This is a genomic window from Longimonas haloalkaliphila, from assembly GCF_055379825.1.
This window is the reverse complement of record NZ_AP043948.1, coordinates 1,196,685-1,210,746: the sequence shown is the minus strand read 5'-3', so window position 1 is coordinate 1,210,746 and position 14,062 is coordinate 1,196,685. Positions and strand designations below refer to the sequence as shown.

Genomic DNA, 14,062 nt, shown 5'->3' with positions numbered 1-14,062 from the left:
CAATTCAAGTTTCAGCTATGAATAACTTAAATAACGGCATGTGCGGGTTTCCTTCCTCCTTTGTTGATCGCCGCCTTGTCGCAGAATGCGCGGTCCTCACATCCCCCATTCCCTCACGCTGTTCGGGATTTCCCCCTTCGCGAAGGGGGAAATGTCGCGTAGCCACAAAGTCAGTGCTAGATCAAAATAATTGAGTACGGCACCAAAATTCTTGGTACATGCAATTTTGGGGGTACGTGCAACTCGGTCACGTATAAAGGACCATGTGACTATATAGACGGACTGAAAGAAATATTGGGGTTGTAAATTTTTTATTTTGGACGTGCAGCGAACTGACGTTCCAAGTCGGAAGGTCAGTTCGCTGTAGTTCAGTCAACTATAGGTAGAAATCATGCGCTTTACAACGATAACCATCGCTCTCTTCTTCTTTTGCCCGCTACTTTTGTCTTTTGCACAGGAAAACCCTCAGGTATCCTGGACGCATGTTGCTACTTATGATAGTGGGTTCGCAGCCCCATATGACTTCCAACTCTTGTTAGATGACACCAGCCAGCCAACTTCTGTATTGGCAATAGATCCCTTTTCATCCGACCAGGTCCTTGCCCGTATCCGTCTCGCCGACGCCAGCCCGATTGGGTCTACTGTCGTATCTGGGGAAGGACCTGGCGAACTCTCTGGAGAAGAGGTCAAAATCAGCCAGTTTTCAGATGGCGGCTTCCTGGTATGGGATAGCGGCCAGCGAAGAGCGTATGTATACGACAGTGATATTCACTTTCAGGGGCAGGTGCGCGGTATCAGCGGTTTTCCAGGAGACCTGTTTCTCGTCAACGATTCCACGGTGGCAATGGCAAGCTTTAGTCCAGACTCTTCTATTTTCACACTTCACCGTCTCCGGGAAGATAATGGGGCGTACCAGATTACTGATAGGTCTGTTGCAACAGTAGACGTATCAGATAGTCCTGCTCTTGAACAGAGCGATATTGACGACAATGTGATGCTCCGGCAAGGGCCGCATCACACGACACAGAACGGAGCGTTTTTCGGGTTTACGTACGGATCGCTCGTACTTAAATTGACCGAAGAGGGGCTACGCTGGGCAACAACTGATCCGCCCGAGCACGCGCTTCCCTTGTACGACTACCGCGACGGATACACCGTGTCCGCACCCGATGTTACGGAACACCCTCTTGGTGTACTTGACGTTACAGGCAATGATCAATACCTCTACGTTTTATATTCTGGCAGGAAAATCGACCGTGCTGGGCTTTTCGCAACCATGACGGGTGCGATACAACGACGGCTGGAAGAGATTCGCCACTCCGGTCGTCTCTATGTACTGGATCAGGACACAGGGCGCGTTGTGGCTGACACGGAGCTGCCGACGCGGGCGCGGTCTATCAGCGTGGCTGGCGATTATCTTGGACTACTCACGCATGAGGGGGATGAGCCTGCGTTTGAGATATACGAGCTTCCTCAAGAATGGTAGGCTACCTATTCAGGTGTGACCGATCACCACCTCCGACGGAAAGGTGCGCTGTACGATGCGCGTGCGCTGCACGTCGGCGAAGCCGGCTTCTTGCATGAAGGGGGCAATGGCCACGCCCCGGCAGCCGCCCAGCAGTGGGGGCCAGATCGCATAGATCGTGTCCCAGAGTCGCTCGCTCCAGTGGGTGGGCACGGTCATGTTGATGCAGACGCACCGCCCGCCTGGTTTGAGCACGCGCTTAAACTCGGAGAGCACCGGCACGAAGTCCGCCACCGGTAGCATGTCGAACATGTAGCTGTTGAGGAGCGCGTCGAATGCGTTGTCGGGATACGGCAGGTCGTACGCATCCCCCAGACGAAGCCCGAACCGCTGGTGGGGCGCATTGCGCATGCGGCGGGCGGCTTTGCGGAGCATCGCCGGCGTGCGGTCAAGGCCTTCGGTCCAACCATCAGGATTTGCCTGCACCAGCGCGGGGAACGAGAGCCCAGTGCCCACCGCCACCTCCAGCACCTGCTCGTCGTTCTGCACCGCAAGCTGCTGCAATCCGAAGGCGCGAGCCTTTGCCTCTACCCACACCGCCAGCCAGTCGTGCGTGGGCGCAATCGCAGTGTACACGTAGGACACTGCTGACTGCGGCATGCGGGCGGGCTGCATAGGAAGGCGGGGCATGAGAAGAGGGGGCAGGATGGAAGCGTGTAGCATGTGGTGCGTGGAGAGCACAGAGCATACCCCCTTTACGGGGTCTTGTAGGACCAGGTTTGCTGTGGCGGCAGCGTGCCGACAGGGTGCGCAGAATAGCGAGCGGTCGTGGCTGTACTGCAGTACGCCCGATCCTTTGCCGGACTTCTGCAGATGAAACGCAACTGCAGACCGGATGTCTTGTTATATAGTGCTGCTATTCAAGTGTCGCAATGCGCAGTCCCCGTGTTGCCTGCAGGCGTACGCACTGTTGCCTACACGCTGCTGTGTTCGCACGAACCACATGCTTGGATGCCCACCCTCCCCTTTGCTCTTACGTTCGACTTATGTCTACTTGGAAGACGTACCGTCCGTGGCTTGAACGGACGCTCTTTGGCCTCTCGATGCTTGGCATGCTCATCGTTGTTCACCTGGCTCTGCAGGAGCAGCGCGGCTTCGACCGCGGCTGCCTGGGCGTCACCGACGGCGCAGCAGCCACAACGTTCGACTGCGCCGCCGTGGTTGGCAGCGATGCCGGGGCGCTCTTCGGCGTGTCGAACGTCGTGTGGGGCTTCCTCTTTTACGCGGCCATCGCGGTGATCACCTTTCTCGTTGTACGCGCCTCCGCTGCGCAGCGTCCGGTTGTTGCCAAGCTGCGTGCCGGACTGCTGGGCACCGGCGTGCTCTACACGAGCTACCTGATGTACGTCCAGTTTGTGCAGCTCGACGCCTTCTGCGCCCTCTGCCTGGCCTCAGCCACCGTCGTGGGCACTATGGCAGCCGCTGTAGCCCTCCCTCTACTTTCCTCGACATCTTCTTCTTCAAAACCTATGTCTGACACCACCCGACGCTCAGAATACAAATTTCTGGGCATCCTCGTTGCCGCAGCCGTCGTGCTCATGGGGGCCGATGTCGCGTACTTTACGCAGACCGCCCCGCAGTCGCACCTGCCTGCTGCCTTTACCAGCGCCTCGGTTGACGTACCCGAGCAGTGCCGCTTCGATGCCGATAAGCAGCCGCTTCAGAACTGGGAGAGCCTCGTACGCGACGACGACCCAATCAAAGGCACTGCCGATGCACCAGTGACGATCATCGAGTTCTTCGACCCAAACTGCCCGCACTGCGCAACCATGCATGAGGTGCTGGAAGTCGTTAAGGAACAGAACAGCGACCGCGCCCGCTTCGTGTCGAAGCCGTTCCCACTCTGGGAGTACTCGGTGCCGCAGATTGAAGCGCTCTACGCTGCGGCCGAAGTCGACAAGTTCCACGAGATGCTTAACATGCAGTACGACAACCAGCGCTCCGGCGGGCTGTCGGAGACGCAGCTGCGTGCTATTGCCGAGCGCATCGACATGGACCCGAATCTGGTGTCGGCGCACATCGAAGACGATCGCCACGTGCGGCGCATCATGCACCAGCGTCAGCAAGGCATTGCCGCGGGCGTGTCGAGCACGCCTACGGTGCTCATCAACGGACACTTCGTGGCGCCACAGTCGCGCTCGCCTGAGTGCTTCGATGCGTTCATCAGCGCAGCGCACGACGCAAACTCGTAGCATCGGCTCATCCGTCTGATACCGGAGACTGTGCGCCTGCGCGATTCCGTTTCTTGGAAACGCAAAAGGTGCGGGGTACGCCGCCCGGCGTTGCCCCCCTGACAGACCGTATGCATCCCTCTATCTCATTTTTTCTGGTTACCCCGTAGCTCTATGCCCACAACACCTGCTTCTGTCGAATCTATTATCGAACCGTCGGCGCTCGACCGGCAGTCTATTAACACGATCCGTTGCCTGGCGATGGATGCGGTGCAGCGCGCGGAAAGCGGCCACCCGGGCATGCCAATGGGCGCTGCCGCGATGGCCTATGTGCTGTGGACGCGCCACCTGAAGCACGACCCCAACGATCCGAGCTGGGTAGATCGTGACCGCTTCATCCTGTCGGCCGGCCATGGCTCAATGCTGCTCTATGGGCTTTTGCACCTGACCGGCTACGACCTGCCGCTGGAGGAGATCAAGAACTTCCGGCAGTGGGGGAGCAAGACCCCGGGCCACCCCGAATCGCACATCACGCCGGGCGTGGAGACGACGACGGGTCCGCTCGGGCAGGGATTCGCGACGGGCGTGGGCATGGCGATGGCCGAGCGCTACCTGGCGGCACACTTCAACACGGATGAGCATCCGCTGGTCGACCACTACACCTACGGCATCGTGTCGGATGGCGACCTGATGGAGGGCATCTCGTCGGAGGCGGCGTCGCTGGCCGGGCATCAGGGACTGGGGCGGCTGATCTACCTGTACGACGACAACGAGATCTCAATTGACGGGTCGACCGATATCGCGTTTACGGAGAACGTGCCGCAGCGCTTTGAGGCGATGGGCTGGCACGTGCATTCTGTGGACGATGGCAACGACCTGGTGGCGATTGACCAGGCGATTCGCGCCGCCAAGAGCAAAACGGATCGGCCTTCGCTGCTCTGCGTGCGCACGAGCATCGGCTACGGCAGTCCCAACAAGCAAGATACCGCAGCCGCGCACGGGGCGCCGCTGGGCGAGGAGGAGATTGCCCGTACCAAAGACGCGCTGGGCTGGCCCTCGGATGCACCGGCGTTTCACGTGCCCGAAGCGGTGGCCATGCACATGCGCGAGGCTGCGCAGACCGGCGCGGAGGCACACGCGCAGTGGGATGCGCTATACGAGACCTACCAGGCGGCACATCCTGAGCAGGGTGCCGCATTCGACCAGTGGATGCACGGCGACCTGCCGTCGGACTGGGACGCAGTGCTTCCGACGTTTGAGACGGGCACCTCGCGTGCTACCCGTGCGGCCAGCGGCACGGTGCTTGATCACTTGGTTGGCGAGATGGGCGCCCACCTCGTGGGCGGCTCAGCCGACCTCACCGGATCGAATAAGACGCACGTAAACGGCCAGGCCGACATGCAGGCCAGCACGCCGGGCGGATCGTACGTACGGTACGGCGTCCGCGAACATGCAATGGCTGCTGCCGCCAACGGCATGGCGCTACACGGCGGCGTGCGCCCGTATGTGGGCACCTTCTTGATCTTCAGCGACTACCTGCGTCCGGCCCTGCGTCTGAGCGGCCTCATGGAGCAGCCGGTTGTGCACGTGCTCACGCACGACTCTATCGGGCTCGGCGAAGACGGCCCCACGCACCAGCCGATTGAGCATCTGGCGGCGCTGCGGTCTATCCCGAACGTAACGGTAATCCGCCCTGCCGACGGCGCCGAGACCGCCCAGGCGTGGCGGGCAGCGCTGGAACAGGCCAACGGGCCCACTGTGCTCGCACTTACGCGACAGGGCCTGCCCGAGCTCGACCACAGCGGCGACGCCTCTGCCGAGGGACTACAGCGCGGCGCGTACGTTCTGAGCGACGATGGCGCCCCCCCCGACGTTATCCTGATGGGCAGCGGCAGCGAGGTACAGCACCTGGTTGCTGCCGCCGACACGCTCCGCTCCGACGACGAGCTCGCGGTGCGCGTGGTGAGCATGCCCTCGTGGGAGCTCTTTGAGGCGCAGCCTGAGGCCTACCGCCGCGCGGTGCTGCCGCCGGAGGTGCCCGTCCGGGTTTCGATGGAGGCGGGCTGCACGCAGGGCTGGCACCGCTACGTGGGCGACCATGGTACCGCGCTGGGCATCGACCGCTTCGGCGCATCGGCCCCCGGCGACGAGAACATGCGCCAGTTCGGCTTTACGCCCGAGCGCGTCGTAGAGACAGTCCGCGAGCACATGGTGCAGGCATAAGCTCGCTGCATCTCACGTGTTGTATGTATTGCACGACCTGCAGAGGCGTCTCAAGCCTGAGGCGCCTCTGCGTGGTTTGTGGGGGACTCTCGCGCGGGAACGGACGCCGTGCCCGGTTCTCGGTCCATTCTCAACTCCGCGTGTTTCGTTAGTGTATGAAGGTTTTTGTACAAGGGGTTCGATGTGTGGACGGCTAAACGGATACCCACAGAAGGACGCCCCGTGACTGACGACGTAGGTCCGGCGTCTTGCAGAGAAGCGATCTCGCCACGGAGCAACCGGGCTTGATCTCACAGATTGTCTGTTCACGGAGGCGGCACCCCACATCAAAGCGTTAGTATATCGTCTACACGCTGGCTTCCATTTTTGCCACACCGAAGCATGACCCTGTACAGCATCCTGGTACGCCTGCTCCGGTTCATCAACCACCTGTACTTTGTAGACGTGCGTGCGGCGGGCCGCGAGCGGATACCCGACGACGGTCCGCTCCTGCTGGCAGCCAACCATCCGGGCTCGATTCTCGACACGGTGCTCATGACCACGCAGATTCCGCGCCCGATTCGCTTTCTGGCACGGAGCGGTCTTTTTCGCTTTCCGCTCCTGGCCGCGTTCTTTCGGCAGATGGGCGCCATTCCCATCTACCGCTCCCACGAAACCGAGCAGGCCGGTGCCCGCAATCGCGATGTCTTCGAGAAGGTGTACGAGCTCTTTGAATCCGGCGGATGCGTGGGTATCTTCCCCGAAGGACAGAACTCGCCCAGCGACCAGGTGGCGCCGCTTCGCACGGGTGCTGCCCGCATGGCGCTGGGTGCCGAGGCCCGAAACGACTACGCGCTGGGGCTGACTATCGTACCGGTGGGTATCAATTTTGAGAGCCGCGAACTGCTCACGGCCGCTGTGCTGCTTCAGTTTGGATCCCCCATTCGCGTAGCCGATTACGCCGACCTGCACCGGTCTGACCCACAGGCTGCCGTGGCGAAGCTTACGAGCGACCTGCAAGCGGCGCTGCGGCGGCAGGCCATCCACATTGAAGATCGCCGCACGGGGCAACTGGCCGACGACCTGTACGAAGTGCTGGGCGAGGAAGTGGCCACCCATCTCACCGAGCAAGATCCGCGCAGCGCCCCTCCTACATCGTCACGCTTTCGGCAATGGCTGCGCGCGCTCATGCGCTGGTACCAGCGCACCACGCCCGAGTCCAGCTATGCGTTTGAGATGCGCATGCACAGCCGCAAGTACATCTACGACGTGCTGCGTGCCGCCCTGCAGCGCACGCCTACGGCGGTGAAGCACCTGCGCACCCGTGTCGAGCAGTACAAGGATTATCTGAATCAGACCAACCTGCGTGATGCGCTCGCCCACTCGTTTGACGACCCGGTCCGCGAGCGCCTCCTCCGGTTGCGTATGACGCTGTATGCCGTGCTCATGGCCCCGATCGTCGCTTTTGGGCTGACCCACAACGCAGTACCGTATCTCTTCACAAAGCTCACCGCGCAGCGCTTCGACGACGAGGCGGTGCGTGGATTTGCCTATTTTGTGCTGGGGCTTTTTTCGTTCGGCCTCACGTATACGGGGATCGGGCTTGGGCTCTGGTACTATACCGATCTATCGTGGGTACAGCGCCTGGCCTATGTGGCTGCGCTCCCGCCAACCGGGTTTTCTGTGCTTAGCTATCGGCGCAACATGGTGCTCTATCGCGACCGCATTCTGGTACGTACCTTCTTCTGGCGCGACGACGATCTGCTGGCGCTCCTTCGCGAGCAGCGAGCCGCCATCGCCAGACGGTTTCGCGAACTGACGAATCAAGTAGAAACATCGTAAGCGGCCCCCGACATCAGCCTGTTACTCTTCAGCCGCTTCCTCATGCGTTCGGTGCCAGGCCGCAACCAGCTGTGCCGACTCGTCAGGCACGAGTCCGAACAGTTTGATGCTGCGTGCAGCTCCATCTATCGAGAAGACCTGTGCCGCGTAGCGCACGCGATCGTCCATCACGACCACGAGATGCGGCGCCTGGTGGCTCTGCAAGAGCACGCGCAACTCCTCTTGCTGCGCAGCCCCGGGCACGCCCGTAAGCACCGGCTGCCCGTTCTCGATGCGAAACGTAAGCTGCTCCCAGGCCTCCGGACGGACGGTAACCGCATCGGGGCTGATCCACAATGGTGCGTCGCCGTGCGGCTGCGCTTCGGCTTCAACGCGGGTCCAGCCCTCGCGCGCCTCGTCGACGGCCGCGTGCACATGCACCGCTGTCGAGCCGGCACTTTCCTCAGAACCCAAGGCCGCGTCTGCATTATGCATTGGCGCCCCGAATCCGAGTAAGATCGATGCAAGAAGAATAGTGTACATAGCACATGCGGTCATTGCTCAAAAGGATGCGCGAACGGGTGTCTCTGCACCGTGCCGTACGGACGTATTGCCGGGGCGGTTGGTTGCACAGAGCACTGGAAACACCTCCGATCCACACTGCAGTCCGCACCGCAACATGTAAACCCAACACATAAACCAACATGTAAGCCAGCACATCCTGATTGATTGAAGGGCACTTGAAAGCGCTTTCCGCATTATGTATACACGTAGCATAAACCTGTTTGCCCTGCGCCTGAGCCGTCTTTTCTTTTCAACGTTCCCCAGCATAGTTATTATGGATACGACCGCCGTTGATACCACGCAAGCTCCCCCCGAGCTTGGCAACCAGTACACCGACGACCGGGTGCTCGCCAGCTACTTAAAACGGACCGTCCCAGAAGATGTCCGCGCCGATATCGAAGAGTCGCTGCACACGCTCGGCGCCCGCGTCGGCGGCGACCTTTATGCGCTACAGCAGTCCGATCGGCTTAACGAGCCCACACTCACACAGTGGAGCGCCTGGGGCGAGCGCATCGATGAGATTACGGTGACCGATGTCTGGCAGACCGCCGCTCCTATCGCCGCACGCTACGGACTTATAGGCCTGCCATACGAGGCCCCCTACGGCGCTCATAGTCGCCCGATTCAGTTTGCGCTGGCCCACCTGTTTATCCCCTCGACCGACATGTACGGGTGTCCGCTTGCTATGACCGACGGCGCAGCGCGCACGCTACTTGCCTCCGGCAACGAAGCGCTGATCGATGAAGCCGTGCCGCACCTCACCAGCCGCGACCTCGAATCGGCCTGGACCAGCGGGCAATGGATGACAGAGCTCTCGGGTGGGTCGGATGTCGGGCGCGCGCTGACGACGGCACGCCAGGACGACGACGGCACCTGGCGCCTCTACGGGCGCAAGTGGTTTACCAGTGCAATTACAGCCAACATGGCGCTGGCGCTGGCACGTCCCGAAGGCAACCCAGAGGGCGGACGGGGTCTGGCGCTCTTCTACGTGCGCATCCGCACCGACGAGGGCGCGCTACAGCCGGGTCTGAAGGTGCTGCGCCTCAAGGACAAGCTGGGAACGCGCAAGCTGCCTACCGCCGAGCTGCACCTGGATGGCGTGCGAGCCGAGCCAGTGACAGAACTCAAGCGCGGCACGCGGCACATCTCGCCAATGCTGAACATCACGCGCACCTGGAACGCCGTAACTGCTACAAGCTTTATGCGCCGCGCTATTGCACTGGCGCGCGACTATGCCACGAAGCGCACTGCTTTCGGCAAACCACTCATCGACCAGCCGTTGCATCAGGACACGCTCGCGCAGATGCAGAGCACGTACGAGGGCGCGTTTCACCTGTCGTTTCGCGTGGCCGAACTGCTGGGCCGCACCGAAAACGAGACCGCCTCCGATGCCGACCAGGCCCTGCTTCGCCTGCTCACCCCTGTAGCCAAGCTCCTCACGGCCAAGCAGTGCGTATCCCTGACTAGCGAGGCCATGGAGGCTTTCGGCGGGGCAGGCTACGTTGAGGACACCGGCATTCCACAGATTCATCGGGATGCGCAGGTGCTGCCCATCTGGGAGGGTACAACCAACGTGCTTTCTCTCGATCTGCTGCGTGCCGTGAAACACGTAGGCGGAATCGACCCGCTGTTCGACGAATTCAAGCGCTGCATGGACTCCCTTTCGGCGCCCCGCCTCGTCCCCCCTATGAAGCAAGCAGCGCAGGCGTTGAAGCACGCCCGGCAGTGGTTTAGCCGCACTCACGCATCCGGCAACGACGATCTGGTACAGGGCGGCGCGCGGCGCTTTGCCATGACCGTTGGGCGCGCCATGGAGGTCGCGCTTACAGTGCACCACGCCCAGTGGGCCCTTGATCATGAAAACGATGGACGTCCGGCCGAAGCCGCTGTGCGATTGGCTCAGCATGGCATCGACCGGCTGCACCGGGTCGACCCGCATGGCGCCCATGTGCTCGCACACGACTACAACTGCCCGACGCTTTTTGAATGTCACACCGCAACGCCAGACAATGCAGACAGCGAGGCTCCCGTGCCCACCGCCTCACCATCTGAAGCCACGCCTGAACAGGTGCTATCAGATGCATAGCCTATGGATCGTAGAGCCGGCCGGACGCCTTTATTGCAGTCAGGCGCGCTTTAAGCGGCGGGCGGCCTCTGACGTCTCATCGCTAATCAGATCGAGCGGTGTTTCGCCAGCGTCGGTACGCCGTTTTGCGTCGGCGCCGTGCTTCAAAAGCACCTTCACCGCCTTAGCCGAATCGTCTTCAGCCGCCACATGTAGCGGTGTTCGGCCTGATGTGTCAGTGGCCTGCACATCGGCTCCGTGCTCGATCAGTACGCCAACGGTGCGCAGGCCATCGCTCCAGATCGCGCTGTGGAGCGGCGTGCGTTCGAACGTCGCATCCCGCGCCTCAGTGTCGGCACCCGCCTCAAGAAGGAGCCCGGCGGCGTCCGCTGCATCATACCAGGCGGCCACATGAAGCGGGGTCTGCTCTTCATCGTCGCGCCCGTCGACCTCAGCACCAGCGTCGAGCAGCAGGCGGACGATCTCGGTAGCGTTGCTGCTGGCCGCGGCATGCAGCGGTGTTCGCTGCTCCATATCGGCCAGTTGCACGTTCGCACCTGCATCAAGAAGAAGCGTAGCGGCCTCAAGTGCGCCCTCGCTTGCCGCAATGGCCAGCGCCGTCGTTCCAGCATCGTCCTGCTGGTCGATAGCGGCTTCCGCATCAATCAACTGCTCGATGAGTGCCCGCGCGTTGTTACGTGCAGCGATATGAAGCGGGGTGCGTTCAAACGAGTTGTCGGGAAGATCGGGATCGGCACCGGCATCGAGAAGGATTGACGCAACCGCCTCTGACTCATTCCACACAGCTACATACAGCGGGCTACGCCCGAGCTCTGGACTACGGCTATCTGCGTCGGCCCCGGCGTCGAGAAGCGCCTGTACGGCTTCGGCGGCTCCGACGCGGGCCGCTACATGGAGAGGCGCGTAGCCATCTTCGTCGATCACGTCGAGCGCAGCTTCGTGGTCGACCAGCATTTCGATTGCGGCCGCGTCGTTGTGGCGTGCGGCGATATGAATCGGGGTGCGCCCTTCGTTGTCTACCGCGTTGGGATCGGCCTGCCCTTTTAGCAGCTGGTGTAAGGCCTCATCGGCCTCGTTATCGGCGGCCAGGTGGAGCGGTGTCTGCCCCTGTGCATCGGACACCTGAGCGCTGGCCTTGTAGCGTAACAGTGTGCGCACGACGGCGCCAGCGTTCAGGCTGGCTGCGGTATGTAACGGCACGCGTTCGGAGCGGTCGGGCAGTTCGGGGTTAGCTCCGGCTTCAAGCAGTTCGCGTACTGCCTCGTTCGCCTCTTCCCAAACGGCAACATGGAGCGCCGTACGCTCAAACTCTGTATCGCGCGCATCGATCGGCGTCTTTGCTTCTATCAGGAGCTGGATAGCCGCTTTCGCATTGCGACGCGCAGCGGCATGCAAAGGGGTTTCGCCGTTTTTGTCCGTTGCGGTTGAGTCGGCCCCATGATCCAGCAGCGTGGTAATCGCATCCACGGCATCGGCAGCGGCTGCAGCATGCAGCGGAATCTGCCCGGAAAAGTGTCCGGGTACATTGACCGGAGCATCTTCCCTGATGAGCAGCTTGATCGCCTCTACGGCGTTGCCATCAGCAGCAACGTGCAGGGGTGTGTAGTCGTTGTCGTGCTCAGCCTCAAACGTTGCTTCGTGTTCCAGCAGCGCGTCGAGCGTATCGGTGGCATTGGTGCCTGCCGCCACATGCATGGGTCGCCAGCCTTTGGCATCAAACGCATGGGGATTGGCCCCCTTCTCAATGAGCATAACGACCGCATCCACCGCATCGGCCTGTGAGGCCGCATGAAGCGGCGTACGCCCTTCCTGGTTGGCTGTGTCAGGGTCAAGTCCATGGCTGAGTAGTGCCGACAGTGCTTCGCAGGCGTTGCGGTTTGCCGCAACATGAAGCGGAGCGTATCCTGACTCGCTAAAGTGATTGGCGTTGGCCCCGTTCTGCAGAAGCACCTTGATTACTTCAACGGCGTCGGTCTGTGCGGCAGCATGAAGCGGCGTACGGCCCTGCGTGTCGGTTGTGTCGGGGTCGAGTCCGCTTTCGATGAGCGAGGCAACGGTCTCCGGGTCGTTTCGATACGCCGCCTTGTGCAGGGGCAGGTAGCCACCGCTATCAGCGGTCTCCGCATCGGCCCCGCCCTTAAGCAGCGCTGTAATGGAGTCGGTCGACGACTGGTCCACGGCGCGGTGGAGTGCCGTGCGCCCCTGCAGGTCGCGCCGGTGCGGACTCGCACCGCCTTCAAGCAGCGACGTCACGACCGCGGCATGGTCGTTATCGACTGCCAGGTGGAGCGGCATGAGTTCGTCGTCGTCGACGGTGTGGGGGTCGGTTTCGTGTTTGAGAAGCGCGCTGACAGCCTCGTTGGCCCCTGCAGCGGCGGCAGAGTGCAGCGGGGTGCGTCCGTTCGCACCGCGACGGTGCGGATCAACCCCGCGCTCGATGAGCAGCTCCACTGCATCGGCCGCATTAGCACGGGCTGCCCGGTGCAGTGGCGCATCTCCGGCCTCGTCACGCTGGTATGTATCTACGCCATGGTCAAGGAGTAGCTTCATAAAGGCGACCTTGTTCTGCTCCGCCGCGCTGTGTAGAGGCGTGCGGCCGGCGTTGTCGGTCGTGTTGGTATCGGGGTCCTTTTCGAGCAAGAGCTCAAGGGCCGATGCGGCGTTGGCACCGATGGCCCGGTGTAGGGGTGTGCGGCCCGATGCGTCGCGCCGGTGCAGATCGGCTCCGCTTTCCAGAAGTACCGTAATAATTTCTGTTGCATCTTGGTCTACAGCCCGATGTAACGGGGTACACCCCTCATCGTCTTTCTGGTTGGGCTTTGCTCCGCCGGCAACGAGCGCCCGAATTGCAGCAGGGGTCTCGGCCGCTACGGCAAGCTGTAGCGACGAAAGCGTTTCGCGGGTGCGCACGTCGGGGTCAGCCCCTGCGTCCAAGAGCACCTCGACCACGGATGCCGCGTTGGCCTCTACGGCACGGTGCAGCGGCGTGCGCTCATCCTCGTCGCGTTGATGCAGGTAGGCGTCTCCTGCGAGCAGCGCGGCTGCCACGTCGGCAGCATCTTGCTTCGCCGCCCAGTGCAGCAGCACCTGGCCTGCATCCAGCTTCTCGTTTGGGTCGGCGCCGCCTTCCAGCAGGGCCCGCACAGCTGCAGCAGATCCCGACTCGACAGCCACCTGCAGGGCCTCTTGCAGCGCTTCTTGGTCCATGTCATGGTCGCCGTGCAACACTGCACGGCATACCGAGGCCGCATCGGCCCGCGCCGCTTCTGCGAGAAGCTTTTTACGTGGCCCCTCCGCAAACGCGTCTGCCGCCTCATTCAGGTTACCGTTCAGGGCAGATTCCACAGCGGGCCAGTCTACGCTGCTCCACTTGATCGAGGTGGCCGACGCGCTGCGCCACGCCGCCGCTCCTTTCACACCGAAGTGCTGATAGAGCGTGTTCGATATGTCTGAGGCATCGGTAGAGGAGGTTGAGTTCGCCATAGTTACATTGGGACATTCAGTAGGGCATAGAGTAGCGAAGTATGTTACACGGCCATACCTCTCATTGCAAATCTCATTGCGGATAAGCACAGGCCGAACGAGACCGCCAATCAGCCTGCCACAGCCTGCCTTTGCCACGCGCCAGCCATGAGCAGATTTAGCGCCTGTTTTGATTCCTTACTTTGAAGCCCCCAGGGGCACTTCTTCCCT

General features: G+C 61.6%; 8 protein-coding genes. 5 read left to right on the top strand and 3 right to left on the bottom strand.

The genetic code is table 11. From position 1 onward, the window contains the following. The first annotated feature begins 391 nt into the window (after positions 1-391). Positions 392-1,486, top strand: a complete 1,095-nt coding sequence (locus tag ACZ48V_RS04740) for a hypothetical protein (RefSeq protein WP_464542089.1) — start codon at positions 392-394, stop codon at positions 1,484-1,486. 9 nt (positions 1,487-1,495) lie between these two features. Here ACZ48V_RS04740 and ACZ48V_RS04735 read toward each other — a convergent pair whose 3' ends face one another. After that, positions 1,496-2,155, bottom strand: coding sequence for a class I SAM-dependent methyltransferase (locus ACZ48V_RS04735; RefSeq protein ID WP_464542087.1), 660 nt, complete (start codon positions 2,153-2,155; stop codon positions 1,496-1,498). Positions 2,156-2,511: 356 nt separating this feature from the next. Between ACZ48V_RS04735 and ACZ48V_RS04730 the strand changes: the two genes are divergently transcribed. The 3 genes from ACZ48V_RS04730 to ACZ48V_RS04720 all read left to right on the top strand — a co-directional run bounded on the left by ACZ48V_RS04730 (position 2,512) and on the right by ACZ48V_RS04720 (position 7,740). After that, positions 2,512-3,717 carry a thioredoxin domain-containing protein gene (locus tag ACZ48V_RS04730; protein WP_464542085.1) on the top strand — a complete coding sequence of 402 codons (1,206 nt, stop codon included), beginning with the start codon at positions 2,512-2,514 and terminating at the stop codon, positions 3,715-3,717. 153 nt (positions 3,718-3,870) lie between these two features. Continuing rightward, on the top strand, positions 3,871-5,919 hold the full coding sequence (tkt, locus tag ACZ48V_RS04725; RefSeq protein ID WP_464542083.1) for a transketolase: 2,049 nt from the start codon (positions 3,871-3,873) through the stop codon (positions 5,917-5,919). 381 nt (positions 5,920-6,300) lie between these two features. After that, positions 6,301-7,740: a lysophospholipid acyltransferase family protein gene (locus ACZ48V_RS04720; protein ID WP_464542081.1), complete on the top strand. Its 1,440-nt coding sequence runs from the start codon at positions 6,301-6,303 to the stop codon at positions 7,738-7,740. Between the two features lie 21 nt (positions 7,741-7,761). On the opposite strand, the gene ACZ48V_RS04715 is transcribed toward ACZ48V_RS04720, so the two are convergent. Continuing rightward, complete coding sequence (locus ACZ48V_RS04715) at positions 7,762-8,262, bottom strand: hypothetical protein (RefSeq protein ID WP_464542079.1); 501 nt, start codon at positions 8,260-8,262, stop codon at positions 7,762-7,764. Positions 8,263-8,557: 295 nt separating this feature from the next. On the opposite strand from ACZ48V_RS04715, the gene ACZ48V_RS04710 reads away from it, so the two are divergent. Further along, positions 8,558-10,369 (top strand): acyl-CoA dehydrogenase family protein, encoded by a 1,812-nt coding sequence (locus ACZ48V_RS04710; RefSeq protein WP_464542077.1) that lies wholly within the window; start codon positions 8,558-8,560, stop codon positions 10,367-10,369. 39 nt (positions 10,370-10,408) lie between these two features. On the opposite strand, the gene ACZ48V_RS04705 is transcribed toward ACZ48V_RS04710, so the two are convergent. Next, the gene (locus tag ACZ48V_RS04705; RefSeq protein WP_464542075.1) at positions 10,409-13,852 is read right to left on the bottom strand and encodes an ankyrin repeat domain-containing protein; all 3,444 of its coding nucleotides are present in this window, start codon (positions 13,850-13,852) and stop codon (positions 10,409-10,411) included. Positions 13,853-14,062: the final 210 nt, after the last annotated feature.